The 25,791-nt window shown below is 51.5% G+C and carries 31 protein-coding genes and 1 pseudogene; 5 read left to right on the forward strand and 27 right to left on the reverse strand.

Annotated features, from left to right (window positions below; all coding sequences use genetic code 11):
* Nucleotides 1-1,965: a U32 family peptidase gene (locus BSPA111_RS12640; protein ID WP_183271516.1), complete on the reverse strand. Its 1,965-nt coding sequence runs from the start codon at nucleotides 1,963-1,965 to the stop codon at nucleotides 1-3.
* Nucleotides 1,966-2,505: 540 nt separating this feature from the next.
* Here BSPA111_RS12640 and BSPA111_RS12645 point away from each other — a divergent pair.
* The 3 genes from BSPA111_RS12645 (at nucleotide 2,506) to BSPA111_RS12655 (ending at nucleotide 6,277) form a co-directional block, all read left to right on the forward strand.
* Nucleotides 2,506-2,727, forward strand: coding sequence for a hypothetical protein (locus BSPA111_RS12645; RefSeq protein WP_183271517.1), 222 nt, complete (start codon nucleotides 2,506-2,508; stop codon nucleotides 2,725-2,727).
* 234 nt (nucleotides 2,728-2,961) lie between these two features.
* On the forward strand, nucleotides 2,962-4,899 hold the full coding sequence (locus BSPA111_RS12650; protein WP_183271518.1) for a bifunctional diguanylate cyclase/phosphodiesterase: 1,938 nt from the start codon (nucleotides 2,962-2,964) through the stop codon (nucleotides 4,897-4,899).
* Nucleotides 4,900-5,110: 211 nt separating this feature from the next.
* The gene (locus tag BSPA111_RS12655) at nucleotides 5,111-6,277 is read left to right on the forward strand and encodes a benzoate/H(+) symporter BenE family transporter (RefSeq protein WP_183271519.1); all 1,167 of its coding nucleotides are present in this window, start codon (nucleotides 5,111-5,113) and stop codon (nucleotides 6,275-6,277) included.
* On the opposite strand, the gene BSPA111_RS12660 is transcribed toward BSPA111_RS12655, so the two are convergent.
* Nucleotides 6,257-7,129, reverse strand: a complete 873-nt coding sequence (locus BSPA111_RS12660) for an AraC family transcriptional regulator (RefSeq protein ID WP_183271520.1) — start codon at nucleotides 7,127-7,129, stop codon at nucleotides 6,257-6,259. The genes BSPA111_RS12655 and BSPA111_RS12660 overlap by 21 nt on opposite strands.
* Before the next feature lie 187 nt (nucleotides 7,130-7,316).
* Between BSPA111_RS12660 and BSPA111_RS12665 the strand changes: the two genes are divergently transcribed.
* Nucleotides 7,317-8,222, forward strand: coding sequence for a DMT family transporter (locus BSPA111_RS12665; protein WP_183271521.1), 906 nt, complete (start codon nucleotides 7,317-7,319; stop codon nucleotides 8,220-8,222).
* A 47-nt stretch (nucleotides 8,223-8,269) separates the two neighbouring features.
* Here the strand turns inward: BSPA111_RS12665 and BSPA111_RS12670 are convergent, their stop codons facing one another.
* Nucleotides 8,270-8,938 carry a DUF3313 domain-containing protein gene (locus BSPA111_RS12670; protein ID WP_183271522.1) on the reverse strand — a complete coding sequence of 223 codons (669 nt, stop codon included), beginning with the start codon at nucleotides 8,936-8,938 and terminating at the stop codon, nucleotides 8,270-8,272.
* 194 nt (nucleotides 8,939-9,132) lie between these two features.
* Here BSPA111_RS12670 and BSPA111_RS12675 point away from each other — a divergent pair, with 194 nt between their 5' ends.
* Nucleotides 9,133-9,525, forward strand: a complete 393-nt coding sequence (locus BSPA111_RS12675; RefSeq protein WP_183271523.1) for a VOC family protein — start codon at nucleotides 9,133-9,135, stop codon at nucleotides 9,523-9,525.
* Here the strand turns inward: BSPA111_RS12675 and tehB are convergent.
* From tehB to BSPA111_RS12795, 24 genes and pseudogenes are all read right to left on the reverse strand, one after another.
* Nucleotides 9,522-9,959, reverse strand: a pseudogene (tehB, locus tag BSPA111_RS12680) (tellurite resistance methyltransferase TehB); the annotation flags it as partial. The gene BSPA111_RS12675 and the pseudogene tehB sit on opposite strands and share 4 nt — an antisense overlap.
* A 73-nt stretch (nucleotides 9,960-10,032) precedes the next feature.
* The gene (locus BSPA111_RS12685) at nucleotides 10,033-10,290 is read right to left on the reverse strand and encodes a pyocin activator PrtN family protein (protein WP_183271524.1); all 258 of its coding nucleotides are present in this window, start codon (nucleotides 10,288-10,290) and stop codon (nucleotides 10,033-10,035) included.
* Nucleotides 10,256-10,627: a hypothetical protein gene (locus BSPA111_RS12690; RefSeq protein ID WP_183271525.1), complete on the reverse strand. Its 372-nt coding sequence runs from the start codon at nucleotides 10,625-10,627 to the stop codon at nucleotides 10,256-10,258. Before BSPA111_RS12690 ends, BSPA111_RS12685 begins: the two co-directional genes overlap by 35 nt.
* A 376-nt stretch (nucleotides 10,628-11,003) precedes the next feature.
* Nucleotides 11,004-11,477 (reverse strand): hypothetical protein, encoded by a 474-nt coding sequence (locus BSPA111_RS12695; RefSeq protein ID WP_183271526.1) that lies wholly within the window; start codon nucleotides 11,475-11,477, stop codon nucleotides 11,004-11,006.
* A gap of 1 nt (nucleotide 11,478) precedes the next feature.
* Nucleotides 11,479-11,907: a hypothetical protein gene (locus BSPA111_RS12700; protein WP_183271527.1), complete on the reverse strand. Its 429-nt coding sequence runs from the start codon at nucleotides 11,905-11,907 to the stop codon at nucleotides 11,479-11,481.
* Nucleotides 11,908-12,077: 170 nt separating this feature from the next.
* Nucleotides 12,078-12,257 carry a hypothetical protein gene (locus tag BSPA111_RS12705; protein ID WP_183271528.1) on the reverse strand — a complete coding sequence of 60 codons (180 nt, stop codon included), beginning with the start codon at nucleotides 12,255-12,257 and terminating at the stop codon, nucleotides 12,078-12,080.
* A 21-nt stretch (nucleotides 12,258-12,278) separates the two neighbouring features.
* Nucleotides 12,279-12,575: a Ref family recombination enhancement nuclease gene (locus tag BSPA111_RS12710; protein ID WP_183271529.1), complete on the reverse strand. Its 297-nt coding sequence runs from the start codon at nucleotides 12,573-12,575 to the stop codon at nucleotides 12,279-12,281.
* A 371-nt stretch (nucleotides 12,576-12,946) separates the two neighbouring features.
* Nucleotides 12,947-13,252, reverse strand: a complete 306-nt coding sequence (locus tag BSPA111_RS12715; protein ID WP_183271530.1) for a hypothetical protein — start codon at nucleotides 13,250-13,252, stop codon at nucleotides 12,947-12,949.
* On the reverse strand, nucleotides 13,246-13,407 hold the full coding sequence (locus BSPA111_RS12720; RefSeq protein WP_183271531.1) for a hypothetical protein: 162 nt from the start codon (nucleotides 13,405-13,407) through the stop codon (nucleotides 13,246-13,248). Before BSPA111_RS12720 ends, BSPA111_RS12715 begins: the two co-directional genes overlap by 7 nt.
* Nucleotides 13,404-13,913 carry a hypothetical protein gene (locus BSPA111_RS12725; protein ID WP_183271532.1) on the reverse strand — a complete coding sequence of 170 codons (510 nt, stop codon included), beginning with the start codon at nucleotides 13,911-13,913 and terminating at the stop codon, nucleotides 13,404-13,406. Before BSPA111_RS12725 ends, BSPA111_RS12720 begins: the two co-directional genes overlap by 4 nt.
* A 159-nt stretch (nucleotides 13,914-14,072) precedes the next feature.
* Nucleotides 14,073-14,696, reverse strand: a complete 624-nt coding sequence (locus tag BSPA111_RS12730; RefSeq protein ID WP_183271969.1) for a recombinase family protein — start codon at nucleotides 14,694-14,696, stop codon at nucleotides 14,073-14,075.
* A gap of 138 nt (nucleotides 14,697-14,834) precedes the next feature.
* Entirely contained in the window at nucleotides 14,835-15,107 is a 273-nt protein-coding gene (locus BSPA111_RS12735; protein ID WP_183271533.1) for a hypothetical protein, read from the reverse strand.
* 221 nt (nucleotides 15,108-15,328) lie between these two features.
* Nucleotides 15,329-16,594 carry a hypothetical protein gene (locus BSPA111_RS12740; protein WP_183271534.1) on the reverse strand — a complete coding sequence of 422 codons (1,266 nt, stop codon included), beginning with the start codon at nucleotides 16,592-16,594 and terminating at the stop codon, nucleotides 15,329-15,331.
* Nucleotides 16,591-18,309: a hypothetical protein gene (locus BSPA111_RS12745; RefSeq protein WP_183271535.1), complete on the reverse strand. Its 1,719-nt coding sequence runs from the start codon at nucleotides 18,307-18,309 to the stop codon at nucleotides 16,591-16,593. Before BSPA111_RS12745 ends, BSPA111_RS12740 begins: the two co-directional genes overlap by 4 nt.
* Before the next feature lie 38 nt (nucleotides 18,310-18,347).
* Complete coding sequence (locus BSPA111_RS12750) at nucleotides 18,348-19,160, reverse strand: hypothetical protein (RefSeq protein WP_183271536.1); 813 nt, start codon at nucleotides 19,158-19,160, stop codon at nucleotides 18,348-18,350.
* Nucleotides 19,144-19,425: a hypothetical protein gene (locus BSPA111_RS12755; RefSeq protein WP_183271537.1), complete on the reverse strand. Its 282-nt coding sequence runs from the start codon at nucleotides 19,423-19,425 to the stop codon at nucleotides 19,144-19,146. Before BSPA111_RS12755 ends, BSPA111_RS12750 begins: the two co-directional genes overlap by 17 nt.
* A complete protein-coding gene (locus tag BSPA111_RS12760) occupies nucleotides 19,400-19,987 on the reverse strand; it encodes a hypothetical protein (protein WP_183271538.1) in 588 nt (195 codons plus the stop codon). The genes BSPA111_RS12755 and BSPA111_RS12760 overlap by 26 nt, the downstream gene beginning before the upstream one ends.
* 54 nt (nucleotides 19,988-20,041) lie before the next feature.
* A complete protein-coding gene (locus BSPA111_RS12765; RefSeq protein ID WP_183271539.1) occupies nucleotides 20,042-20,299 on the reverse strand; it encodes a hypothetical protein in 258 nt (85 codons plus the stop codon).
* Nucleotides 20,300-20,347: 48 nt separating this feature from the next.
* Complete coding sequence (locus BSPA111_RS12770; protein ID WP_183271540.1) at nucleotides 20,348-20,728, reverse strand: Ig domain-containing protein; 381 nt, start codon at nucleotides 20,726-20,728, stop codon at nucleotides 20,348-20,350.
* An 8-nt stretch (nucleotides 20,729-20,736) separates the two neighbouring features.
* Complete coding sequence (locus BSPA111_RS12775; RefSeq protein WP_183271541.1) at nucleotides 20,737-21,687, reverse strand: DUF5309 family protein; 951 nt, start codon at nucleotides 21,685-21,687, stop codon at nucleotides 20,737-20,739.
* 119 nt (nucleotides 21,688-21,806) lie between these two features.
* Nucleotides 21,807-23,732 carry a hypothetical protein gene (locus tag BSPA111_RS12780; protein ID WP_183271542.1) on the reverse strand — a complete coding sequence of 642 codons (1,926 nt, stop codon included), beginning with the start codon at nucleotides 23,730-23,732 and terminating at the stop codon, nucleotides 21,807-21,809.
* The gene (locus BSPA111_RS12785) at nucleotides 23,732-24,979 is read right to left on the reverse strand and encodes a hypothetical protein (protein WP_183271543.1); all 1,248 of its coding nucleotides are present in this window, start codon (nucleotides 24,977-24,979) and stop codon (nucleotides 23,732-23,734) included. The genes BSPA111_RS12780 and BSPA111_RS12785 overlap by 1 nt, the downstream gene beginning before the upstream one ends.
* Complete coding sequence (locus BSPA111_RS12790) at nucleotides 24,976-25,476, reverse strand: hypothetical protein (protein ID WP_183271544.1); 501 nt, start codon at nucleotides 25,474-25,476, stop codon at nucleotides 24,976-24,978. The genes BSPA111_RS12785 and BSPA111_RS12790 overlap by 4 nt, the downstream gene beginning before the upstream one ends.
* Nucleotides 25,473-25,790, reverse strand: coding sequence for a hypothetical protein (locus tag BSPA111_RS12795; protein WP_183271545.1), 318 nt, complete (start codon nucleotides 25,788-25,790; stop codon nucleotides 25,473-25,475). Before BSPA111_RS12795 ends, BSPA111_RS12790 begins: the two co-directional genes overlap by 4 nt.
* Nucleotide 25,791 lies beyond the last annotated feature (1 nt).

Below are 25,791 nucleotides of genomic sequence, written 5' to 3' on the forward strand. Positions count from 1 at the left end.
TTATTTCTTCTGCTTCGGTAAGGTCTTTAACAACTCATCCGGGCTGATAGACGCCACCACATCGCTGCCCGGCAATGGCATTTTGAGGATGTGGTTCTTCATTTTGCCAATGACGTGCATCTCGCACGGCCGGCAGTCAAATTTCAGCGTCAACACTTCATCCTGATGCACCAGTTGCATCGGGGATGCTTTCCAGCTTTTCACTGAACCTTTCGCCTGTTTCGGGCACAAGTTGAAGGCAAAACGCAGGCAATGCTTGGTGATCATCACCGGCACATCGCCCTTCTCTTCGTGCGCTTCATACGCAGCGTCAATCAATTTCACGCCGTAACGCTGATAAAACTCACGCGCTTTGTGGTTGTAAACGTTCGCCAGAAACGTGAGATGCTCTTCCGGATAGACAGGTGCCGGTACGCTCACCGCTTTACGGCTGCCACGTTGGTACTGCTGCAAACGCGCGTCACTCAGTTCATCAATCGCTTCGCGGCGTAACTGGTTAAGCTGGCTGTTGGGGATAAATAGTGCTGCCGGTAAATTCAGATCAACTTTGCGCGCCTGGTACATTGTCTGCCCCAGTTTTGCCAGGCTGTCACGCAGGTTGGCATAGGCTTTTTCAGGGTTATTCGCCACGTCAAACTGCCCTTCCAGCGTTTTGCTGACGCTGACGCCCTCTTCACTGGTAATGGTCAGAACCAGCTGTTCTTGCCAGCCGCTAAGTTCCAGATCCACCGCAATTCGACGTTCGCTGGACGTTTTAGTCAGCGCCTGTTGCCAGTTGTGATCAAGGTTGCGGTTCAGCGGATGATTCGGACGCACGTTTTTCAGGGTTTCCGGCATCTCGTTTGGCCAGACGCGGTACTGATTTTTACCAGTTTTCTCCACCGTATTGGCGCGGAAACCTACAATTTCACGCTTAATCAACACATTCAGACCATCGCCGTTGGTCAAAGAGTCCGTGACATTTACATCGAGGAAATCTTTACCCACTTTCAGCACTTCGCCCACTGGCAGGCCGATATATTTAGGCGAATCAAACGCGCCGATATCAATTTTACGCTCGTTAACAAAGTAATCGGTGCTACCGCGATGGAAGGTTTTATCCGGCGAAGGGATAAAGAAATGCGACGTCACACCCGCTGACGCGCGAACTAAATCCGTGCGCTGCTCCATTAATTCATCGAGCAACTGGCGGTAATACGAGGTGATGTTTTTCACATAGCTCATATCCTTGTAGCGCCCTTCAATCTTGAAGGAACGCACACCCGCATCAACCAGTGCCGCCAGGTTGGCGCTCTGGTCATTATCTTTCATCGACAGCAAGTGCTTTTCATAGGCGACAACGCGGCCTTGATCGTCTTTGAGCGTGTACGGTAAACGGCATGCCTGGGAACAATCACCACGGTTTGCACTACGCCCGGTCTGAGCGTGTGAAATATTGCATTGGCCGGAATACGCCACACACAACGCGCCGTGGATAAAGAATTCAATGGTGGCATCGACGTTTTCGTGAATGGCGCGAATTTGGTTGAGGTTCAGTTCGCGAGCCAGCACGATTTGCGAGAAACCAACATCAGAAAGAAACTTCGCTTTTTCTACGCTACGAATATCGCACTGGGTACTGGCGTGCAATTCAATCGGCGGCAGATCCATTTCCAACACGCCCATGTCCTGCACAATCAGCGCGTCAACACCCACCTGATACAGGTCGTGGATCATCCGGCGAGCGGGTTCAAGCTCGTTGTCATGCAAAATGGTGTTGAGCGTAACGAAAATCTTCGCCCCATAACGATGGGCAAACGGCACCAGTTCTGCAAGATCTTGCAGGCTGTTACCGGCATTATGGCGAGCGCCAAAGCCAGGCCCGCCGATGTAAACCGCATCCGCACCATGCAAAATAGCTTCGCGGGCGATGGCGGTGTCACGGGCTGGACTGAGTAGTTCGAGATGATTGGCGTGCAGGCGCATAGTGAATTTGTTTTCTGTGTTATGGGCGAAAGGCCGCTATTGTAGTCAGATTGGGCCTGCAATGCGATTCCTTCTTACCTTTCGATAACCCTCACGTCTTTCTGGAAATGGATAAATCCTAAAAAACGTTATTTTCATTACCTGCGCACTTTCATTCGGATATTTAAATAAATAAAAGTAAAGGAGTTGTAATTAATCCGACGAAAGCACAATGATATTTGCCAATGAGTTTATATAAAAAATAACAAAAATAATCTGAAAATGTCATTTCGATATAACAAATCAAAGTTGTTGTTTTTTAAATCATAAAAATCAATAAGTTAAAGCAGTTAAAAACACCAGGTCAGACCTCTTCTTTTGGCGTGACAACTCAAATACGATGCAGCCCATACATCAGGGGATACATCAGACCCACTATTTCCTGATGCAGAAACTCAGTCATTATTAATAATAATTTATAGGTACACCGCTATGAAATTGATGATAAGCAAAGGCTGTATTGCTGTAATTGTATTGTCTCTCGGCCTGACAGGATGCGGAATGGATAATATGACGCCCACTCAACAAGCGTTGTTGGCAGGTAGCGCCGCGGCGGCCGTAGGTGGCATTGCGTACGGTATTCATAAAAAACATGAAGCGGATAAAGAAAAACACAAACACGACGACAAAAATGATAATGACGATAACGATGACAATTCACGCCATGCCCACCGCTATCATAATGAGCAATGTTACGACCGCTATGGCGACTGGCGCTGTTAAGACGCCGCCTTCAAGATTCTTTTTCTAACCCCCGCGTGAGGTATTTCATTGCCACATCCAAAGAGAGAAGCTCTTGTGTGGCAATGTCATTAGTCTTAATAATGATTAACGGAGAGAGTGTTTTATAACATAAGGTTTTAATTTATAGTTGCACGGAGAAATAGTTTCACTACGTAATAACATTAACATTATTGTAGTAATACCATAAAAACCACGCAGCTTAGATGAATAAAAATGATAAAAAAAATAGATTACTCAAAGCTTTACCAGTCAGAAGGCACTAAGCTGTTATACAATAATTCGTTACCTGGCATTCTGATTACCTTTATTGCCTCAACCGTGCTTGCTTTCACTTTTGTCGACAGAAACGATTTTCAGGAAAAAACGACCTGGTGGCTGGTGATGACCTTGATCTTAGCCATACGGACTATTGATTCAAGGATGTGGACAAAAAGCCAAACCGAGGGAAACCCAAAAACCTGGTTGCTCCGATTTTCATGCGGTTGTTTACTCAGCGCTGTGATGTGGAGCGTCTATGCGGTTGTGTTCTACCCGACATTTTCTATTGAAGAATTGAGCACCACCAATGTCATTCTCGCCGCAATGGCCGGCGGTGCCAGCAGCCTGCTTTCTGCAAGTCTCCTGCTCGCGTCGCTATACAACATTATTATCCTGATGCCGATGTCAATCTTGCTCATGATGCAGCCTGAACAATATAAATTTAATCTTGGCAGCCTGGGTATTTGCTTCACAGTAATAATGATTATCTCATCTGCGCGCTCCGCAAATTATATTAAAGAAGCCATTTTATTGCGCTCCAGGAATAAAAAACTCGTCTCACGCATGGAAGAAACCATTCGTATAAGAACCGAGGAAGTGTATGAGATTTCAAATAAAGACGCGTTAACCGGTTTATACAATCGCACGGCTTTTTTATCCGCAGTCGTTCGCGTAGAGCAAGACTTTAAGCAACATCATATCGAGGGGTTTTCAATATTCTTTATCGATCTGGATGGCTTTAAAAATATTAATGATACGCTCGGCCACAATGCCGGCGACAGCGTGTTGGTGAATATCAGTGACCGGCTTAAAAGCTGTAACGCTGCCGACACGTTGATGTGCCGCTGGGGTGGTGATGAGTTTATCCTGCTGGTGAAAGAGAGCCGACATCAGGCAATCAGCGCTCTCGCGCAGCAAATTACAAACACCCTTTCGTTGCCGATTGACGTAGGCGGCCAAACTATCACTCTGAACGCGACCATTGGTATTGCGATCTGCCCAGAGCACGGCACTTCGATGACACGTCTTATTCAACTGGCTGATATCGCTATGTATTCGCAAAAAGACAAATATCCTGAACGCGTTGCTTTTTATAATCTCGATCTGGAACACAATCTGCTGCGTAAAATCATGCTCAACGAGGCGTTAAAAGGGGCTCTTGAGCGGCAGGAATGTCGTCTTGTGTATCAGCCCATTGTCGACTCCGCAGGCCAGATTGTCAGTTTTGAAGCCTTGATGCGCTGGCGTTATCAAGACCAGGAAATCTCGCCGGTTGAATTTATCCCGTTGATGGAGCAAAGCGGTCGCATCGTCGAAGTCGGTATTTGGGTATTGGAAGAAGCCTGTAAGACGTTGGCGAAGATGCGCCAATGCAATGCAGATATTTGCATGTGCGTGAATATTTCACTCATTCAGTTTTATGATAAAGGCTTTGTTAATCACGTTAAGCGGGTTATCGAACAATACGCAATACCCGGACATTTGCTGCATCTGGAAGTGACGGAATCGATATTCCGCTCCGACCAAATGCAAATTAACCAAATAGTGAGCCAGTTGCAGCAGTGCGGCGTGAAGTTATCTATCGATGATTTCGGAACGGGTTATTCGAGTCTTTCCGTTATCCAGAATATGAATATCGATTACATTAAAATCGACCGTTCCTTTATTCAGCATATTGAACAAAAGGGTTTGTCTATTGTGCAGGCGGTGATGAATATGTCCAAAAGCCTCAACTTTATGGTGATTGCTGAAGGCGTGGAAACGTATAAACAGCGCCAAATACTTGAACAATGCGGTATCCCCTATATGCAGGGTTACTATTTTTCCCGTCCGATGGAGCAATCGGAGGCGTGGAATTATCTCACCGCCGCGTCCAGTGAAATCCAGTATTAACGTGCAGATTTTTCAATATACACCAGGCTGTTGTTAACGGTTTGTAATGTTATAGTCCCGTGACGCTATACCCAAAATAATTCGAGTTGCTTAAAGGCGGCAAGGGAAAGAGTCCCGATGAGCTTACTCTGGTAAGTGATTCGGGCGATTGAGCACAGCCAACGCATAAGCAGCTCGAAGTATGACGGGTATATAACAAAAAAGGGAAAAAATGCGCACGTTAACCATTCCGTTACCCACGATTTTAACCGGGTTTGTCGCCGTATTAGTCGGCTACGCAAGTTCAGCTGCAATCATCTGGCAGGCCGCTGAAGCCGCGGGTGCTAACCCAATGCAAATCGCGGGTTGGCTCACGATGCTGGGAATTGGCATGGGTATCAGTACCCTGGTGCTGACGATTTGGTATCGCACGCCGATTCTCACCGCCTGGTCGACGCCTGGTGCCGCGTTACTCGCCACCAGCTTACCGGGGCATTCGCTGAACGAAGCCGTTGGGGTATTTATCTTCGCTTCGTTTTTAATTCTGCTCTGCGGCGCGACCGGTTTGTTTGCTCGCTTAATGCGACTGATCCCTTCGACATTATCGGCCGCCATGCTCGCGGGTATCCTGCTGCGATTTGGCCTTGATGCCTTTACGTCATTGCAGGGCAATTTTTTACTCGGCGTGAGTATGCTGCTTGGCTGGTTGTTGGCAAAAGCCTGGGCACCGCGTTATGCCGTCGTCGTTGCCATGGTTGTCGGCCTGCTGGTGTGCGTGATGAGCGGCAATCTGCAGAACGGCAGCGTGCCCGTTGCGATGGTGATGCCTGAATTTACGGCTCCGCACTTTTCGCTCGGCAGCATGCTCGGTATCGGTATTCCCTTCTTTCTCGTCACGATGGCATCACAAAATGCGCCCGGTGTGGCGACGCTGAAAGCCTCTGGTTTTGACGTCCCTGTCTCACCGCTGATTGTCGTCACCGCCGCCATTGCCCTGTTACTGGCTCCGTTTGGCGTATTTTCAGTTTGTATTGCTGCGATAACCGCCGCAATTTGCCAGGGGGCGGAAGCTCATCCTGATCCTTCAAAGCGCTGGCTTGCCGCAGCGGCTGCGGGAGTATTTTATTTGCTGGCGGGTATTTTTGGCGGCTCAATAACGACGTTGCTCACCGCTCTCCCGGTTGCTTACATCCACACTCTGGCGGGTCTGGCATTACTCAGCACCATTGCCGGAAGCCTGTACCAGGCGTTAAACCATGAACGAGAGCGCGATGCCGCGATAGTGACCTTTTTAGTCACGGCATCCGGGGTCAATTTATTGGGGATCGGTTCTGCTTTTTGGGGGCTGGTTGCGGGCGGAATGTGTTACGCGGTGTTCTCACTTTCCCGCCGCGCGTAGCTGCGAAGGTGTCACACCAAACGAGGCCTTAAAGCGATTGCTGAAATGGCTTGCGGAGCTAAACCCGCAAGCCATCGCAATATCGGTAAGCGTTAACGGGCTATTTTTCACCAGGTTTTCGGCGCGCAGCATGCGACGCTGCATCACATATTGATGAGGAGCGAGTTGTGTGGATTGCTTGAACATTCGTGCAAAATGAAACTCGCTCAAACCGGCTTCCAGCGCCAGTTCGGTCAGCGTTAAGGGTTCGCTAAGATGCTGTTCAATATAGGCCTGGATATTACGTAACACTGCGGGTGCCAGCCCTCCACGGACATTCGGCAAGCGCCATTGCACGTTGCTGTAGGTCTGAATCAAATGCGTCAGTAACAATGTTGACGCCGTGCTAAGCGTTAGATGGTTCGCCCGTTGTTGCCAGTCGCTACTTAACAGAAAATGGCGATACAACTGCGTGATGCGCGGGTCCTCACTGAAGATTTTCTCATCAAGCTGAATAGACGCCGGACTTCGATCCCAGATTTGCTCCGCAATGCCGCGCAAATGCGCATCCGTGCAATACAGATGTACAAACGAAAAATGATTGCGGATATCCCAGGTCGTTTCGACATCTTGTGGCATCAGGCAAAACCGGTCTGGCCCGCCGCCGTTTTTCCAGCCGGATAAGGTTTTATGATAGGTTTCCTGGCCCTCATTCACATACATGCTCAACGTATGGTGATCGCTGCATTGCGTTACACGATCAAGGCTGTTTGACCACGCCGACAATTGGATGCCCGAACCCAGCTGCACGTTATCTTCCAACACGGCATTGTGCTGGCGAAGATTTTCAAAAGCGTTATACGGCTGGGTCATCGCGAAATACCATCAAAGTTCAGAAGTGCCAGTTTAAGTAGTGCGCAGGTCTGTTACCAGATTTAAAGCATGACAAAAGTCTGGCAGGTAAAAAAACCGCAAGAATATGCAAGCCGCGCAAGCAAATGAAAGCATGCGATTGTGCATTCGCCGATACTCCCCCCTATCAGTTTGGGGAGACAAAAACATGAATGCGTTACTTTATATTTCTGTGGTGGTGATTTGGGGGACGACCTGGCTTGCTATCTATATGCAGCAAGGCGTGGTCTCAGTGCCCGTTTCAATTTTCTGGCGTTTTGCCGTGGCGGCGGTGGTGATGCTGGTCGTGCTGCGTTCATTGGGGCGTTTACGTCGAATCAGCTTGCGGGATCACCTCTTCTGTATGCTACAAGGCGGCTGTGTTTTCGGCTTCAACTTCGTCTGTTTTTATCATGCTGCGGCATACATCAGCTCAGGGCTGGAGTCGGTGATTTTTTCCATGGCGGTACTGTTTAACGCGGTCAATAGCATGATTTTCTTCCGTCAGCGCCCTCATAAAAACTTGCTGCCCGCAGCGGCACTCGGCATTTCTGGGGTAGTCGCGCTGTTCTGGCACGATCTGGTCGCCACACAACTGGCGCCCTCACTGCTGTTAGGCATCGGATTAAGTGCGCTCGGCACGTTTGGGTTTTCGCTCGGTAATATGATAAGCGCTCGCCATCAACGCCGTGGTCTGGAGACACTGTCGACCAATACCTACGCCATGTTTTATGGCACCGTCATTATGGGCGTACTGGCCATCCTGCGTGGCGATTCATTTATGCCCGAGTTCACACTGCGCTATATGGGCTCACTGTTCTATCTGGCGATTTTCGGCTCGGTGATTGCCTTCGGTGCCTATTTCACGCTCGTTGGGCGCATCGGTGCCAGTCAGGCGGCTTACAGTACTCTGCTGTTCCCGCTCGTCGCGCTCACTCTTTCGACCCTTTATGAAGGCTATGTCTGGCACAGTAACGCCATTATCGGGCTGGTGATGATTCTGCTTGGCAATTTGGTGATGTTTTCAAAACCGGGGATGTTTAACTTCCTGACCGGACGCAAACGCACCGCGTAAGAATGAAAAAGGGAGCTAAGCTCCCTTTCGCATCACGGGTATCGTCGTTAAATCTGGTTGGTATCGAATACGGTGGCATCGGCTGCCAGGTCATCAATCACCTGCTTGAGGGTGTCAACCGTCATCGTAGCCCCTTCGTTGTTCAAATTTTTACCTTCGCCCTTGCGCACCACACGCATCACCGGTTTATTGGTGGCCGCATCGATCAACTCAGCCTCGTAATAGAGGTTGGTGTTCATGGTACGGTGGCCCGTTGCCGCTTGCGTGCCGGCTACAACCAACGCGATTGGCACAACTTCATAGAATTGCAGGCCTTCTTTAGAGCAATCCACAGCAGTAATTGCACTGCGGAAAATCAAACTGTGCGGGCCGGGTTTCGCCACCAGTGGCTTACGAGACTCCGCCACAGCTTTAAGTTTGGTGTTGGTGTAGTCCAACAACGCCGCCAGTGTTTTTTCGCCAATTTGAGTTGACGGTTTTGGCTCTGGATAATAGATGACGGAATGGTAAACAACACTGTCGTATTGGCTTCCTTTAAAGTCAGGGTCGACCCAACGCATAATGGTTTTACCCGATCCCGATGTCGTTTTCTGTAGCTCAGAATAATCTTTTAAAAACCCCGAATATTTTTCAGGTGCTGGTACCGAAGAAGCACAACCCACTAACGCGAATATTCCGGCCAGGTAAGCCGCTTTAAAACATATTGTTAGCTTCATTAAAATTCCCTTTAAATTTCAAATAAGTGCGCGTGTTATAGCAATAAAAAGGAAAATCATAAAAGCTGAAAAATGCTAATTACTTAAAAATAAACCTTGCTGGTTAATATTTTTTTATTATCCTTATGAGAGCAATAATTATTTTACATGCATGATCTAATATATATATTAACTACAAATAATAAGGATTAAACATGATACCTCATCTGCGCATTGCACGACCGGTCACCGACCTCGCTCAAAGTAAAGAGATGTACTGTCTGGGGTTAGGTTTGCAGGATCTCGGGGGCTTTCACGAACACGATGGCTTCAGCGGCATTATGCTGGGGCGCGACGATTTAAGCTGGCATCTGGAATTTACCGTTTGCCACCGTCATCCGGTCGAACCTTCTGCCACCGTGGACGATCTGTTAGTGCTTTATTATCCAGATAACGCGCAATGGCAAAAAACCTGCCAGCAAATGTTGGAGGCAGGTTTTTTGACCATTAATAGTTTCAATCCGTACTGGGATGTCGCCGGACGAACATTTATTGATAACGACGGTTATCGCGTTGTGCTACAAAACCGCGCGTGGCCTGCGGTTTAAATTTTGCGTGCCAGCATAGTGGCAAAACGTAATTTAATGCGATTGCCTTGTTCATCGGTTTTATGCAACTCGCCGACATCTTCGTTGTATTTAATCAATTCCCAACCGGCATAATAATTACGCAGTTCACCTTCGACAAAGGCAAAAGGGAAACCGACAGTACAAGGGAAGTCCTTGGTATCCATTGCGGCGACAATCAGGTTATAGCCCCCTGCTTTGGTGCAACGCTGCATATCAGCAATCAACCCGGGGATGGTGTTGCGTTCCAAAAACATCATCACCACGGTCGAAAGAATGAAATCGTACTCACCTTCAATCTGTAATGCGTTCAGATCGACCACATCAGTAATGATGTTTTTCAGCCCTTCCGCTTCAATAATCTTATTCAGGTTGCTGATGCTCATCTGGTTTTTATCCCAAGCGTTATTGATATATTACAACCACCTGCATCAACATGGGGTGCTCCATGGGGTACTGACCAGCGAAAAAAAAGCCCCAAATAGGGGCTTATTTCGGATAAAAGACGGCGTGCTCATCCCGTGCTTTTCGCCGTTGGTTGTCGATATGCTCCGCTAAATCCTGGAGGTGAATCAGGCGCGGGGCTTTCTGCGTATCACCCAACCGGAAGGAGGGCAGCGGCAGTTTTCCCACAGCCGCTTTTTCCTCCGCCGTGCGTGGTTTCAATCCCAGATACTTCTCCGAAATGTCGGCCAGTGCAGGTGTTACAGTTTCAAACTCTGCCATGAGTAAAAAGAAGGTATTCATTCGGTTCTCTGTAGCTCCCGTAATACCATCCGTCCGAATCCTTTCGCAGATAGATGCGCTCTTCCGTGTCAATTCGGCGCATTGCTGGCTTACCGATTGCAAAACCACGACTTCGACCCTTGCCCAGCGCCAGGGATAATTTCATCTCATCCCCCGGCGCACCCTTCACACGAATCAGACCTTTTTCTTCGTCCAACTCCAGAAAGAAACGATCTGTTTCGACCTCCACCCTGTTGGATAAATAGCCACGAACACCACCGTTTGCATTCCATTTGAACCGGACGTAGGGGGCGCGACCTCTCTCCCAGTCAGGCGTCACTACATTCGTAAACCCCATCACGTAACTCCTTGCGGAGTAATGGCGCGGCGGGCGCTAACATTCTGCGCCTCCAGTTCTCCGCGCTTTAATTTAATCTTCCCACTAGCTCCGAAAACTTTGTGAATTGAGTACCCCAGCCACACCCGCTTGCAGCGCTCGAAAATGTCGTCATGTGGCACCAGGTGGGCGGCGGACTTATGGTAATAACTCCGGGTCATCCCCTGCCCTTCAGACTGGTGAATCAACACAGCGCCGTTTTCAACCAACCGCCGAACTAAGTGGTCGATGCGTACAACCCTCTCACCCACAAGGCGAGAAACTCCGACCATTGTTATCCCTGGATTTGCCATAATTACCGCCTCGCAAGCGTTGCGGAGTGGTGACGGTGCGGCCCTCATTCTGGAATCAACCCCGCTACATAACCCGGCGTTTTAATCTCGTTTTGAAGTTCTACGAACAGAGAAGACAACCAAGCTGGAGCGGCGCGGTGATTGCCGTTGCTGTCTGCCATTGGATTATTTACCCCAACAAGCTGAATCAGCGCGGCCTCAATGCGGCTCGTTTGCATGGCGGCGACCTCCTCTAGATCTGCGGCGTAATACTCCGGTGGCGGGCAGTCGTCAGCGCAAACAGTTTGGGCGGCATTCGGGCAGTGACCGCAACCACTAGCCACGGCGTCCAGGTCGCCAGCCTCAAAAGGGCGTTTAACTTCAGTGACCTGCGGGGCTGCCTTATCGTCTGGCATTTCATCGAACCACTTGACCCAGGCATCAACAAAACCTGGCGGCAAAGCCTTATCCATTGAAACATCAAAGCAACGACCCATCAGTCGGTTACGTGTAATGCCGCGTACTGTTTTTTCTTCCATGTTAAAAAGTCTCCGTTCTTACGTTTACTGCGTTTTCAACAGCTACCTGCGCGGCGGTTGACACATCCAGGCGCTGGGCCTCCTGGTTCCAGTCGGTCATGCTTTCGCGCTCTTTTTCGATGATCTTCATAGCTGCGTGGAAACGTGGGCGGGAAAGTCCGCGCCCGTTCTTAAAGATATCCAAACAGGAAGCAATGAAGCGATGTTCCGCTTCGGTCTTGCCATGTGTCTGGATACGGTCACGCAGACCGGAGGCGATGCCACGAAGCTGGATAATTTGCGCATTCTGCCCAGCAATAAAACCTTCCTTGTTGTGCAATTCGATGCGTAATGCAGCCCTTTCTTTTGATGACTGATTTAGTTGGCTGCGCAGTTCGTCAACCAGTTCTTCTAGAGCTATGGCTTTGCGGTTAAATAAATTCTTGAACATCGTTATTACCTTCCGTTGTTGTGTCTGTCTTCCCTGCGCGGCGAAACGCTGCAAATGAATAGGTTGTGTTGCGCGTGGTCGGCCTAGCCAGGTCTTCCACTGGGGCGCGGACGTGGGCGACGTTGTTGTAAAGCGCCTCCGCCTGATACCCATTGAGCCAAAAAGCTCTGTTAGGCTGTAACCGACTCACCACCCCATACCCCCTGTAGAGCGCTGATTGATGCCTGTTCGCGCTGATTTATTTCCCTGTCTAGCTCGCGGTTAGCGTGTCGATTAAATCCGGAGTCCTGGCGGTTCCACTCCCTCAAATCCTTGAGTTCTTCCAGTGACATAGCGCGAATTAACCGCATGAAAGTACCTGGCATTTCCATTTATAGATTTTCCGTTGTCAGTGCTAAAAGTTCGCGCTCTGTTCCATACGCCACGACGAATGACCGCCGCCCTGTATTCCCATGAATGGCGATTTTTCTCGCCTTCCGGTCATCAACCCGATGATGTCCCGGACACAAACAAAGAACCTCCAGCCAGCTCGCCCGCTGCGCTGCACCCTGCCCCTCCCTTATGTGATGAATCTCGCCAGGCGTGAACCACTCACCCGATTGAACGAAGCAAGCCACACACCCCAACTCCGCAACCTTGTTAACGTGTTCACGCTCCGCCTTTTTCATGCGCCGACCGTCAGCACGGCTTCAAGCGCAACCCACACAACAAACTTGAACGCGACACCAAACAGGCCCCAACCAAACACCAGAAAAGCAACCAGACCCAAGGCGTTTTTCATGTCTTAACCCTCACCAGAAAGGCACCGCGCCCCGTTATGTCCTGCGCCCAGGGTAGCTTCCTTGCCCCCCATCGGCGGCGGTCATAACTCACTTTGCAAGGGGCCGGGTCCGTCAGGTCGTAACGGATCACCCCATGGGCCGTGGACTTCTGAACCTGGTAACCGACCCGCAAACCAACCTCACTTGCTCCCATCCGACAGCCGTACACCCGTGCAACAGGCACCCCGTTTCGCAGTACCACGGCAATCCTTGACCTTTTATTTATTCCCTGCACTTGTAATCATTCCCTTCACTGCGTTGCGTAGAGCGTCAATGCTCACTTCAAATGTGTTGCACCAGTTGGTGAACTCCGTTTTTTTCCCCAGCAACAGGCCGGACAACGTGGCCTGCTCGCGTATGGTTAGCGGGCGAGCACGAAACTTGTTTTCTTCAGTTTTATGCATTCTGACCTTTGCCTTGATGCGATCCAGTGAGACACCGTAATCAAAACAAGACCTGCGGAATTCGCGGTCATGGAAGCCTAAAAAAGTCAGTAAGGCTTCGCGTTCGGCTTTCTTTAACATTGATACTGCTCCTTAAACGTCAATTCATTCGCGGCAAGTAACCACGCATCCCCCCAGCCCTGCGGGTCGCGGCGCATTAAACGCACCGCCGCCCGTTCGAATCGCTCCAGTTGCTCACGGCTGCAATGCCCGAACTGGAGGAAGTACCGATTCATGCAAAATAGGCCCACTGCTGGCGGCAACTCACGCATGCATCCACATACACAGCGCCACACTCTTCGGGCGGGTAAGTCACGAAACCGCCGAACCACAACCCCAGCGCAGTCTCCTTCAGAGCCTTGAAGTCCTCGCCAAACTTCTCTTTCACTCCCGACCCAATGGACTTCAGACGTTGGGATTCGGTGTACTCGTCGTAACCGCAATCACTCACTTGCTGGCGCTCATCAATAATCAGGTCAATGGCGGCGTCAATTTCCAGTGCTTCAGCGTGGGCCGCTTCAACCTCACCCATTGCAATCAGTTGAGCGGATACGCGCTGAAGGTCAGCAACAATCGCATTCTTGCGTTTGTAATTTGTTGGGAAGTCGTACACAGCAGCCAAACCCAGAACCTGCACGGTGCAATTCCATTCCGTCAGTGTGTCCGCCATTGTTTTGCTGTTGATTTCTTTGGTCAGGTCGTTAGCCAGGGCAATCAATGTGATTCGTGCTGCTGCGTTCATTTTCTCATTCCTATACGAGACTGTACCCATACGGTACTGCGCGGAATGAATATTAAAACGAGATAAGGCATTGTGTCTTGAGGTTTTAGTGCTATTTACACTTATATGTATAAGAGACTATTTATGTAAAGAAAAAGGACTCCGTAGAGTCCTTATTTATTATGTGGTTTCACGCTTTGTTTTTTGTAACACCTTGAAGACAGTGCTCCGCCCCATCCCAAGCGTTTTTACAATATCCTCAATTTTCCAACCTGCATTTCTCAGTTCGATTACCTGGCGGTGTTTTTCGTGGTTCGCCTGCTTACCTGGATAGCGCCCCAACTCTTTAGCCTTGCGTATACCTTCAGTCTGTCGGCGTCGACGATCCTCGTAATCCTTGCGGGCTATTGCTGCGAGCATATCCAGCAATAAAGAGTTAATTAACTCCATCATTCTCCCGCTGAAGTCGTCCGTCGTGGCGTTGACCATTGCCCAAGAGGTAGGAAGGTCCAAGGCCACTATCTTCACCCCCTTATCGGAAATGATGCGGCGGAGTTTTTCCCAGTCGGCGGTTCTCATGCGGGAAAGGCGGTCGACCTGTTCCAGTAGGATAACGTCGCCTGGTTCGCAATTTTCCAGCATTCGGAAAAGCTCAGGCCTGTCCAGTACCGCGCCGCTTTCATTTTCCACGTACCAACCAGAAATTCGAAAGCCCTGGGATTTTGCAAAATCCTTCAGGGCCTTTTCTGCCCGCATTGCGTCCTGCTCTTTCGTTGATGCTCTCATGTACGCATTAATAACCATCGTCATGATAAAAAGTCTCCTTTATCTGGGTAACATTGATACACGGTCCAATATACAACAAACCGCCTTTATCATGTGGACTAAAGGCGGTTCTTTTTAAATGGGTCTATTAGGCATACCTAAAGCGGACTGTTCACCTCATCGCTTAACCACTCGTTGCGCTTGTCCTTCCGAATTGTCGTCGTGGTTAATGACCGTCCCGTCATCACAGATTGTCAGGGCATCGCCCGCTAACCAAAACATCACATCACCCGCGCTGTAACTGTCGAAGTCGATAAGGTGTCCTGAGTCGGTAGAGATCCAAGCGCCGTCCTGGTCGACTTTTTTAACAAACACCTCGCCGACACACTGTTTTGCACTTGCGCCACCAGCAACGGACGCTAACAGCAATCCCATAATTAATTTTTTCATTTCTTCCGTGCTCTGTTTTCCATTTCAATCCCGATGAAAAGACTACCCCAGCCCCAGACCCCAGCAATCACGCACAAAGCAGCAAATGTGACCGCGACCGCTTTCAGTAAAAACCAAACATCGATATACATTTACCGCCCCGACCCATAAAAAAAGAGGAGACTCAATATATAGAGACTCCCTTCTTTGTCTTTATGCTTATCGTGCTAAACGAGGCTTTGCTACATTGGACCAACTGCGGGGACAACCCTTGCTGCGGCGGTCGCGGCCTCCTCCGCCAGCTTGCGGGCTTCGGTTACCTCCATTCGCGCCACCAGCGCAGAATGCTGCGCCTCAGTGATTACCCCGATTTCTAACAGTTCGGTGTAAACGTCACGACGTACCATTGTGTTAGCGTCGTGTCGGTGCCATGCCGCGTTATTGCCGGAATACGACGTTCTGATAGTGATTGAGCCTGTCGTGTCGTTGGTTACCATTTGCGTGGCAAAGGAGCCACCAACCCAGGATAAAAACGTACCGTATCCGCCACCAGGCGAGGCATTACCAATGCCGTTTCCGTCGTCGTATTGCCTCACCTCCATATAGCCATTGGCACGAACCGACCCAGGGTCGTTAATGTAGCTAATGCCGTTATAGTCAATGTACGCCGTGTTTCCGGCGTAATGTGCGTGGCCTGCCCGCCATGCGCCCCAAGTTCCGTCGTCGCCATTTCGCCACCTGGCGTACTGGCACCCCGAAACATAGCCGCTGTACGGCATCATAGTCTGGTGTTGATAGCCGCCGTTTAACGTGCCATACGTTGAGAGAACCCCGTTTAAACCAATGCCGTTATATGTGCCCGCATACATAAAGATTGATGCGTTAATGGGTGCGGTGTTTGCGTCGGTTCCAAACTGGTTGCCCCCGCCGTCAGTGCGCAGTGCGTAGGGAAGCAATGAAACAAACGGGTCGCCCAGTTGCGCCAACCCTGTAAGCTGCTGCGCCTGCCCACCGTCAGTGAAATACAGCTTCTTGCCGGAGTGACTCACAAAGCCATTGGATTGACAGCAAAGTGTTGCCCCAATATCCGACCAGATGGCGACACTATTCGAAGCGTCAGGCACCCCGACGCCGCCCTGATATCCCGCGTCCAGTGAACCCCAAAACCGAATGTAATTGGCTTGCGCGGCGTCAGCTTGCTCCAGTTGCAGGCCAAAGGATTTATCCGCCGCCGTCCTGATAACAATCGTTCCCTTGATGTATTTATACCCATTAGGGCGCTCGTTCATCAGTGAGACAATGGCGGTTTGCGCCTGCTCAATTTTGGTTAGCTCCGCTTCGATAAGCTTTGCGAACTCGTGACGGTTTGCGGGTACGTTGATTCGCGGGGCGCGGTACACCTGCGGCGCGGCTTTTGTCACCTGGCTTTCGGTATTGGTTGCGGTAGCGGCTGCGGCGCGGGTCGCGGCGTCCAGTTTCTGGCGGCGCTTGCTTTCTTCTGGTGTCATTCGCCCGAATCCTCGTGATAGATAGTCAATGCGGAAGGAATGGCACCACGTCCGAATAACTCCATTCTAAAGGCGTGGCATTGCCCTTCGGTCATCCATGTTTGGCGGCGCTCATCCACCAGCGACGCGAGGTCTTGTCTTTCCCAGTAGTATCCCGCGTCGGGTGATTCCGCGCCTGCGGTGGAAATAGACAGGGCATCAGCGCCGCGCCCGCGCAGCTCCGTTTTTGTGATGATTTGGCGCAACCCGTCGTTTAGGTCGATGGCCTTTCGCTCGATGTAGCAATGAAGGTCTTGCTCTTGCATTGCCCAGGTGCTTCCACTGAAAACGTGACGGCTTTCTTTGTAGCCGTTGTTTAGGTAGTAAATGCCGCCCGCCGCACAACTCCCAACCATAGCGCCCTGCGCGATTTTCAATTGCCCGCCGCCCCATTCTTCGGTGTCAGCGTCCCAGGCGTACGCGGCATCGTCCCAGCGTTCGGCGGACTCATCGCCAGGCGCAAGCGGGACAATAGCGGCGTCATAGATATAGGGCAGGGATTTTCGCCCCCACGTTTCAGCAATGTAGTTATATGTGAGGCACTGGGTTTTAGCGCAATCGTCCGCGAGTTGGTCGGTGCCTTTGGTCATTACCCATACTTCGTTAAGCTCTGGATAGTTGACCACGCGAACCGCGCCAGGCATTGGATTTACTACCACCTCTGCGAGCCAGTCACGAACAACACCCTCCGCCAGTGATTCCCAGCGCACGGAGTCATGACGCACAAAATCATTGCCCGTGAAAATGTAGTTATAGCCTTTGGCGTTGACCGCGCAAGAAAGGTCTTGCGCCCCAAGGTCGGAGTAAATGCGCTTGACGATAAACGGGCTGTTAGCGTTGCCGGAGGGCGTAAGGGCGAAGGTTTCGCGCTCCGTGTAAACGTAGAGCGTCCCGCCATTGTCGCAAGCGTCAATGATTTGTGAGTCGGTGCCTAAATCCATCCAGCCCGCGATTCCGTCAATCGTGGCGGCGGCATACTCAGGAGGTACGCGGTTAGCGGCTGTGTCGTCCCAGTTAATCGGGAAGGCGTTCTGCTGCGTGAATCCAGACCAGCGAACGCGGGCGGGGTACGGCTGCGAAATCCCCGCACCGTCCTCTTCGACCGTGTTAAGCATTAACAGGCGGTTGCCGAAGGCTACCATTTTGCGGCATGACCACTCGCGGGTAACAACAACCTGGTCACCTCCGGTCTGCTCGCCAAAGCCTGGCAGCGTGCTGAATGTCGTCCAATCGTACTGTTTGCCCTGCGGCGCTTGTCCAGCCATGCCGAAAAACGGGCAATTGTTAATTTGGCCTTTGTACATTGTCCAAGGCGTTTGAGGCCATGCGACGTGTGACAGGTATTTGTAATCCGGTGTATCCATGTTCTGGACATAGAACGACACAACCACCTCTTGCGTTTCAGTTGTGGCGGCGTGGCACGTGTACACCTGGCGGGCTTTGGCGCTGTATGCGTCAAATAAAATTGGCTGCACCAGATAGGCGGCATGGCTCTGCGCCGTGGCGGTCACGTCCGTTTGGTAATACGGCTCTTTTTTGCTGCCTAAGCACTGCTCAATCTCACGACCTGCAAAGCGGACGTTCAGGGCGTCGGTTAGTGCGTTGAGCGGCATTTCTACGGGGTCGGCGTCAAACACAATCCCGACCGCACCCAGTTTATTAATCATTGTTTTCATGATTCACCTGATAAAAAAGCGCCCGAAGGCGCTGTGGTTTATGCGATGCGTTCCCAGATGTAGTAACCGGTTCGCGGTGGCATAAAGGCGTCACCTGCTGCGTCAGTGCCTGCGCCGACTGTGATTGTGCCTGTTACGTCGTGGCTGTGGTCACCCGCCGCCCCCGTCCAATCCGCCAACATCCCGCCATTGCTGGACGATGACCCCTGAATGGTTTGCATCCCCTCCTGGTCTGAAGGGTTCGCGGGCATTTGGTGGCTGTGACTACCGCCGCCGCCCGTAGCCAAATCCCATGTTGGGGTGTGCGCGATAATGTGCGACGGGTGAACGCGAACGAATCCGGCGTTCCATCCGGCGTTAGTGTGAATCGGTGCGCCGTAGGTATCCGTCGTGTCACCAATTCCGCAAATCATGCCGTGCTTATGCTCCCAGGTGCCAAAGCCCAGCCAGGCGAACGGGCTGTTTGAGTTGGTCGTGATAATGACGGAGCCGACGGGGTAAAACAGGTTAATGACCTGACCCCAGTTGATTAGCGTTGCGTTCGCTACCGTAGACATATGTTGCGCAGTGTGAGAGCCGCCCAGCATTGGCACATAGTTGTCATTGGCCTCGTTGGTTACGCTAAATTGCTCTGGCACCCCCTCCGCTGCGGCGTAGTAGCGGATTTGCCGCCCGATTTTAGTCAGGTTGCTAAACGGCGCATCAAGCGCAACGTCAGCCTGCGGAAAGGTGTTTTGAAGCACCTGCTTAATGATTCGCAAATGGTCGTCGCCGTCGCGCTGCGGGTCGGTGGCTAAAGGCCATTCGGGGACTAAATCGGAAATCAGCACGGGGCTAGTTTCTAATGGCATCTTGTTTACCCTCTAGGCGGTCAAGACGTTTTTCAGTGTCGGCGTTAACTAGCTCTTGCGCTGCGGTTGAAAGCTCCAGCTTTGTGAGTAGTTTTTGGTTTTCCTTTCCGGTTGCGCCGTTCTCTTCGATTGTTTTAGCAATGGCATCGACCCGCTCGCCGTAGCGCCCCAGCGTTCCCGCCATTGTGAGCATAGAGATAACGACGCCGGAGCCGACAAGGGTTAATAGCCAGTGAGGTTTAGAAGGTGCGGATTCCTGCGACATTCTGCACCCCCGCGCCACTCTTGAATTTCTCGAATTGCATGTTCAAATTGCTGATTTCCGTAGCGGCGAGGCCTGCCCAAGCTTGCGCGGCCTTGCTGTCGCGGGTGAACACACCCAATACAGAGAGCGCCTGCCATAACAAGGCGTTTTCGGCTTCTTTGGTGTAGGCGTTTTCTTGCTGCATATCGGCGAGGCGCTGCGGCTTGTTCCATCCGGTCAAGTCGATTAATGCGGGGGCGACGATTTCCATGTTTGCGCCAACGATGGCATAAGCGCGGGACTCATCCACCAGCAACCGCCGTTGTACGATTTCGTCATAGCCCATCAATAGCCCGACCTGCCCATTAATGAGGACTTGCTCAAGCTCCATAATGGTTAGGGGAATTGACAGGCCGTCAGCGTTTACTTGCTTCGTGACGGTCATAGACGGAACGCGAAGGTTCCCATCCAGATGCGTTTCGGCTGCTCGAATGAACGCGGGGATTTGCGCCAGTGTCTTCTGGTCTGTTCGACCGGAAAACGCCTGGACCGCTTTCTTTAACTCTGCGTAAGTTGTAGGCATGGTCTACCTCGAAATCTAAGCCAGCCCGAAAGCCAGCTTTTTCCAGTGCCGAAATTAGGCGTATTTCAGTGTCTTTTTTTCGCTACGAAGCACCGAACAAATGCGGCGAATAACCTCGCCTTCTGGCGTGTCGGGAGTTGGTCGCCCGGTAAGAACCATGACGATATAGTCCACAATTTTCCCCTGGTCTTCAGGCTGAAGCGCATCCCACTCTGGCTGGGGTTCTTTGGTCAACGCTTCGCGTAGGGCGGTTACGCCTGCGTAGCAAATCTGGGCAATGGTTGAAACTTCGAGGGATAGTTTTGCGGTCACTTGCGGATTCCTTATCACAAAAAAGGGCGCGTCATGCGCCCTTGTGGGTTATTTGGCTTTTTTTGCCTTCTTTGGCGCTTTCGCTTCAGTTGCCATCACTGGTTGGTAATGACTCGCCATTACTGGAGGCGTTAGTGCTGTTTCAACACTCGCCATCATTACCGCAGTGACCGTTAAGGTCGCTTGCCCGCTTACGTTATTAGCAAGGCTGTCGGTGACTGACATCGTTACTGCGTAACTACCCGCCGCCGTTGGGGTTCCAGTAATCGCGCCCGTTTGCGCGTTAATGGTTAGGCCCAATGCGCCGCCACTTGCCGTCATGCTCCATACTTTAGAGTAGGAGCCATCGTCGGCATCAACCAGTGTTGCCACTGCTGTTTGGTTGTAGGCGGTTCCAACCGTTGCGCTTGTCAGGGCTGCAACGGTCACGGTTTTAATTACGCTGCCACGAAAGGGACGATTGCTGCGGACGACCATGGGTTACGGTGTCGTAGACCTAAGTCGACGTGCATCACCAACTTTTTAAAGTCACCCTGCTTGCCTGCAACGTCAGTGATAGGAGCGCGAAAAAGTGGGGATTCCCAGTCCTTGCTGTTGAACAGATAAACGGTGTTTGCTGGCATATGGCGGTTGTAGATAACGCGGACAGTTTGGCCCAGTGCGTCGGTAATGGTATTTACCTCAACAGTGATTTTGGTCGCGTTGTCACCTTCGAACATACGAAGACGGCTAGTCCCTTCCATTGCGCCGGAGATCACATCAGACATAGTTTCGGAACACATCAAGACTTCAGGCTTGCCGCCAGTGGTCCACAGAGCCGCCATGCCCGCGAAAATTTCAACAAGCGTTGGCTTTGCGCCTGCGGCTTCGATGTAAGTCACGGTGCCTGTCAGCGGATCACCTTCAATAGTAACGCCGCCATCAATAGAGGAAATCATAGACGCATAACCGCCCAGTTTGCGTGGAGAAACACCTTTGACTTCGGCTTTGGTAGCGCCGTTATTTAGGAATGAGTGCTCAATATCACGCTTCAGTTCTGAGGCTTTTTTAGTGGTCTGGTACTCAGATTCTTTACCGCGACCCCATGCGGCCTGGGCGTCAGCGTCGCCAGTTACCAGAACGGCCTTGCCCATTTTTTGCGTATAACCGACCATAGGAATGGTTGGCGCGAAAGTGTCGTCCAAGTCGTTGAAGTTGAAACCTTCAAACAGAGCGTTATTCGGGTCTACTGGTGCGTCGCTATCAGTCTGCCATTCGAATTTGGCGTTGCCCGTTGCCGCCTTTCCAATCATTGCCTGGAATGGATATTCATCGGGGGAAATATTAGAGATCCAATCGGCAAAGGATTGTTTGACGCCGTTAAGTTCGTAGGAATTGAGTTGTGGCATTTTTTAAGGCTTCCATTTGATACTAAAAAGAGCGCTCCATTCCTTGCGCCTTTTGTGCTGCTTTTTAGTTAACAGGATTTTGTGCCACCATGTAAAACCATGACAGCACAAAAAGCTAACTACTGACTTGAATCCACCCCCAATAGTGCCTCGATATCATCCACTAAATCAGGGTTCTGGTTTGCAACCACCAGCAAGCGGATAACGTTCTGGGCGTATTCTGGGTCCGTTGCTGTACTGGTCAGGAATCGTTTTGCGGCGGCTGCAAATTCTGGATTCGTCAGGGCCTTCGCCGCCATCCGGTCAAAGACAAGGCCAGATACAATCTGCTTGCCCATATCCACTGTAGAACGGTCCAGGAATCGGCGCGGGTTGTTCATGATGTGGGTTGCGCTGTTCGAATGGTTTCCCGCTGCGTAATACATTTTCATGCGATCGGAAATCAAAGCGAGGTCAGCAAGGTCGCCGGAATGACCAGCCCCAACCAACTCCCCAATGCCGTCTTTTTCCAGCTTGTTCCAGTTCGTCAGGAATCTGGCTGCACTGAATTGCGCGCCCTCGCTTCCTGCGGTCCCTGCGGATTCGCGCCCAGCACGGAGGATGTATTCACCTTTGATTTTACCTCTCACCCCTTCAGGCATAAGCGATAGCAACAGCTTCAGCTTATCCACTCCCAGCCCGCCGATATTGTTGGCGCTCGCTTTACCAAAGATTGCAGCATACAAAGCGCCATCACCTTGCGTGTCAAACAGTCGGCTGAGTCCCTTTTCATTCTGGGCAAACTTCGCCCATTCTTCCGTTGCCTTGTTGTATCTGGCGTACACCCCAAAGGCGGCGCGGTCATTTAGTTGTTGGCGAATGTCGCCATCAATGGCGCTGCGGAGTCGCAATAACTGCTGCTCGTCGGCTTTCTTCAGGCCCATGCCCAGGTCAATCAGCATGTTATCAATAGCCATTTTTGCACCAATAGCCCCCTCTAGTGTCATGCCGTCTTTTGCTTGTTCATTCAACATCTTACTAACACTGCGGAGTTCGGGCGCGACCAACATTTTAGCCATTGCTTTGTTATCACGGGCCACACGGGTCAGTTCGTGGATTGCTTCACGCACCTGCGGCATTTGGATGCGGAAATTACCTGCGGCGCGATAAACGTCCTGATAATTTCGGGTCCCGGCGTCGCGCCCCTCTTTCAGGAAGTTTTCCCAGGCTTCACGGATTGATGCGCCAGTCTCCTGCGGGGTTGCGTCAGCACGTGCACCAACGGCCTTGACCAAATTGTCATGGAATTTTTGGAGCGCCTCCTGGTTTGCGTCGTTGAATCGGCGCATGGTTCCGCCGCCCATCGCCGTCCCTTCCAATGCTCGTTCTCTGGTTAATGCGAATTTGTTTTTGGTCTTCATACCGTATGACGGTGTAAAGCCTTCAACATTCGCCGCCGCAAGGTCTAATTGCCCATCGTCTGCACCGCGCATTTTGCGGGCGATAGCCGCCGCCCATTTCGGAATCATAGCGTTTAAACCGACATTTAATCCCGCATCGACTCCGGTCTGAGTCAGGCTAATTTCCCCTGTATCTGCCAGTTGAGCACCCAATGACGACGCCACACCATCCGCCGCCCACATCCCGTATTTATTGCCAATCTTCCTAACCACTGGAGCGGCAAGGCGCGAAGCCCCCACACCACCAGCCAGCGCTGGCGCAAGGTCGCCCGTCAATTCACCAGCCTTGAACGCCAGGGAATTGCGGGTTTTGACGCCATCGGCAAGGCGGGACGGTTCGTAGGTCCCGTCACCAATACCAAACTGGTTACCCAGCCAACTGAATCCTGATTTTAAATGGTTCGCTCCCGTATCAATTGCGGTGTATAGGGACTTGTCGAAACCGTCGCTGAAGTCTTCAACCATGCCCGTTTCTTTCGGCAACGGTTTAAACTTCGGGGCGGACTCAATTTCCTTAATCCAGGCTGCGATTGCTTTTGCATCTTCAGTGTTTCCAGCTTCGTGGGCTGCTGCCAGCATCTTCCAAAGTTCTTCTACGGTTGGCATCACTTCAGCTCCCCATAGGTTTCCATAAGCTGTTGCTTATAAGACATATTCGGATTACCCGCCTTGTCTGTTGCTGGCATTTCTTGCGCCTGCTGCTGGCGCGACGATCCAGACAACTTCGACACATCTTGTCCGCCCAAATAGGCCATTGGTTCCAAAATACCACCAGCCTCCGCTTCAGAGTCCGCACCACGGCCCCGCATGAATTCAAACTTCTGTTGGATTACCTCCGCCTCATCGCCATAAAGGGGCATGTATTGGGCGCGAGCAATCTCCCACTCGTTTTCTGTTACGGCTGCGCCGGAGTCTTTGCGGACGATAGCGGCAATAACATCTGAGAGGGCGTTAACGTAGCGTTGTTCGCTGGCATCCAGTCCCATTGATGCAATTGAACCAGTCCCGATTGCTTTTGTAATCTCTCCCACGCGTCCTGGGTCGATTTGCCCTTGTAGAGACTCCACCACATCCAGCCCACGGTAAATACGGTTTGCGAACGCCGCGGCTTTGCGCTGCCCGTCCGTTGCTTTCATCATGGCCTTTTGCGCCTGTTGACGGGCGTTAGGTGCGGATGGGTCGAACATTACGGGGTTTCGCTGCGCCAGTGCCATGCGGTTGCGGGCGTCCAAGCTCTCACGACGGAAAGACATTGTTTCCCCGTGGATTTGTTCGCGCTGGCTGCGGTTCGCGGCCTGGTTATATTCGCGGGACCGTAGGGACTCGTCGCGGTAGTCACTGTTTTCGTCAAAGCGGCGTTGGCCTTCAATAAAGTTACGGTCACTTGTTCGGGTCTGCTCTTTGAATCGGCGCTCACTAAGCATGTCGTCGCGCTCCTGATTCAGGATTTCCTGATTACCGTCTTCGTAGTAAGCCAGAATTGCCTGGGCGGAGTAACCCTTCTTCGCCATGTCCGGTACATGCTCCCCACGCTTGCGCAGTGCGTGTCCGTAGTCATGAATAGCAATGGCTCCAAGCAAGCCACCAGTAAGCGCCGCGCCAGCGTCTTTGGTCGTTAGACCAACAATCAGGGCGGTCATGAATGAACCAACCCACATTTGTTTGTTGATTTCCTTCGGGGTCGGCGGGGTAACAAGGTCCTTTGGTCTTGCGGCGTCCCAGGCGCTTTCATCCTGATAAAATGGCGGTAAGGTGCTTGTCAGTTGGCTGTCGACAAGCTGGAGCGGTTGCGCGGCCTGGACGTTCGATAACGCGTCTTCAGTCTGTAATTGTTGGTCTAATTCCGTTTTCATTCGTCACCCCCTGCGACCTTGTTACTTTTTGACGCCTTTTCTACGGCTTCAGCGAAAGTTGTGGCCGTTTTTGCTGCCCCGGTGATCTTGCCCCCTTGCCATGCCTCTTCAAACGATTCTAGAGCGAACTGATAAAGGATTTCCTTTGCTCGTTGCGTTGAGATTTCCCCAGACATTGCCTTATCAATTGTTTCCTGAATGTATGGGTCCAGGTGTTCCGCTTTGTACTTGAACGCGGGGTAAGACTCGACAAGTCGCTCCGGCGACATTGAGCCTTCAAAATTCATGTAATGCGGCTGTTCGTAAGCTGGCGTTGGCTTTTGATGCCAGGTCACGCCGTCCGCGTTGGGGTTGTAGCCAGGGCGATAACCTTCCTGCGCTGCCCATTCGCGTTTCACTGGGTCGTTAATAGCTTCGGCGGATGGGGCCGCCTTAATGCGCCCCGCCAGGTCATCATACTGGGCAAACATTGCCCCGAATTGTTCGCGCATTCTCAAAAGAGGTTACTCCACTGATTCAGGTTATCTAATGGGGATTGACTTGCAGCCTTGCCAATCATTTGCGGAACTTGCATGGCGCTTGACGCATTGCCCGCAACGGGTTTTGCGCTGGCACTGGCTGTTGGGCCGCGACCACTGCCCGCCTTTTGTCCGGTTACCTTCAGAATCTGGGGCAAGGCATTTTGTAGGCCCTTGCTCCACCACTCGCCGGAGGAGGTCGCCGCCGTCGTCGCGCGTGGGTCCGCCACAACTTCCCCGACCGCCTCGCCAATACCAACCGCCTCCATTGCTCCAGTAAACCAACTCGCCATG

The organism is Buttiauxella sp. A111 (genome assembly GCF_014189855.1).
Taxonomy (GTDB): domain Bacteria; phylum Pseudomonadota; class Gammaproteobacteria; order Enterobacterales; family Enterobacteriaceae; genus Buttiauxella; species Buttiauxella selenatireducens.

Coding starts and splice junctions, on each gene's coding strand:
- BSPA111_RS12640 (WP_183271516.1), bottom strand. CDS start 1,965: ATGCGCCTGCACGCCAATCATCTCGAACTACTCAGTCCAGCCCGTGAC.
- BSPA111_RS12645 (WP_183271517.1), top strand. CDS start 2,506: ATGGATAATATGACGCCCACTCAACAAGCGTTGTTGGCAGGTAGCGCC.
- BSPA111_RS12650 (WP_183271518.1), top strand. CDS start 2,962: ATGATAAAAAAAATAGATTACTCAAAGCTTTACCAGTCAGAAGGCACT.
- BSPA111_RS12655 (WP_183271519.1), top strand. CDS start 5,111: ATGCGCACGTTAACCATTCCGTTACCCACGATTTTAACCGGGTTTGTC.
- BSPA111_RS12660 (WP_183271520.1), bottom strand. CDS start 7,129: ATGACCCAGCCGTATAACGCTTTTGAAAATCTTCGCCAGCACAATGCC.
- BSPA111_RS12665 (WP_183271521.1), top strand. CDS start 7,317: ATGAATGCGTTACTTTATATTTCTGTGGTGGTGATTTGGGGGACGACC.
- BSPA111_RS12670 (WP_183271522.1), bottom strand. CDS start 8,938: ATGAAGCTAACAATATGTTTTAAAGCGGCTTACCTGGCCGGAATATTC.
- BSPA111_RS12675 (WP_183271523.1), top strand. CDS start 9,133: ATGATACCTCATCTGCGCATTGCACGACCGGTCACCGACCTCGCTCAA.
- BSPA111_RS12685 (WP_183271524.1), bottom strand. CDS start 10,290: ATGAATACCTTCTTTTTACTCATGGCAGAGTTTGAAACTGTAACACCT.
- BSPA111_RS12690 (WP_183271525.1), bottom strand. CDS start 10,627: ATGGGGTTTACGAATGTAGTGACGCCTGACTGGGAGAGAGGTCGCGCC.
- BSPA111_RS12695 (WP_183271526.1), bottom strand. CDS start 11,477: ATGGAAGAAAAAACAGTACGCGGCATTACACGTAACCGACTGATGGGT.
- BSPA111_RS12700 (WP_183271527.1), bottom strand. CDS start 11,907: ATGTTCAAGAATTTATTTAACCGCAAAGCCATAGCTCTAGAAGAACTG.
- BSPA111_RS12705 (WP_183271528.1), bottom strand. CDS start 12,257: ATGCGGTTAATTCGCGCTATGTCACTGGAAGAACTCAAGGATTTGAGG.
- BSPA111_RS12710 (WP_183271529.1), bottom strand. CDS start 12,575: ATGAAAAAGGCGGAGCGTGAACACGTTAACAAGGTTGCGGAGTTGGGG.
- BSPA111_RS12715 (WP_183271530.1), bottom strand. CDS start 13,252: ATGTTAAAGAAAGCCGAACGCGAAGCCTTACTGACTTTTTTAGGCTTC.
- BSPA111_RS12720 (WP_183271531.1), bottom strand. CDS start 13,407: ATGAATCGGTACTTCCTCCAGTTCGGGCATTGCAGCCGTGAGCAACTG.
- BSPA111_RS12725 (WP_183271532.1), bottom strand. CDS start 13,913: ATGAACGCAGCAGCACGAATCACATTGATTGCCCTGGCTAACGACCTG.
- BSPA111_RS12730 (WP_183271969.1), bottom strand. CDS start 14,696: ATGGTTATTAATGCGTACATGAGAGCATCAACGAAAGAGCAGGACGCA.
- BSPA111_RS12735 (WP_183271533.1), bottom strand. CDS start 15,107: ATGAAAAAATTAATTATGGGATTGCTGTTAGCGTCCGTTGCTGGTGGC.
- BSPA111_RS12740 (WP_183271534.1), bottom strand. CDS start 16,594: ATGACACCAGAAGAAAGCAAGCGCCGCCAGAAACTGGACGCCGCGACC.
- BSPA111_RS12745 (WP_183271535.1), bottom strand. CDS start 18,309: ATGAAAACAATGATTAATAAACTGGGTGCGGTCGGGATTGTGTTTGAC.
- BSPA111_RS12750 (WP_183271536.1), bottom strand. CDS start 19,160: ATGCCATTAGAAACTAGCCCCGTGCTGATTTCCGATTTAGTCCCCGAA.
- BSPA111_RS12755 (WP_183271537.1), bottom strand. CDS start 19,425: ATGTCGCAGGAATCCGCACCTTCTAAACCTCACTGGCTATTAACCCTT.
- BSPA111_RS12760 (WP_183271538.1), bottom strand. CDS start 19,987: ATGCCTACAACTTACGCAGAGTTAAAGAAAGCGGTCCAGGCGTTTTCC.
- BSPA111_RS12775 (WP_183271541.1), bottom strand. CDS start 21,687: ATGCCACAACTCAATTCCTACGAACTTAACGGCGTCAAACAATCCTTT.
- BSPA111_RS12780 (WP_183271542.1), bottom strand. CDS start 23,732: ATGCCAACCGTAGAAGAACTTTGGAAGATGCTGGCAGCAGCCCACGAA.
- BSPA111_RS12785 (WP_183271543.1), bottom strand. CDS start 24,979: ATGAAAACGGAATTAGACCAACAATTACAGACTGAAGACGCGTTATCG.
- BSPA111_RS12795 (WP_183271545.1), bottom strand. CDS start 25,790: ATGGCGAGTTGGTTTACTGGAGCAATGGAGGCGGTTGGTATTGGCGAG.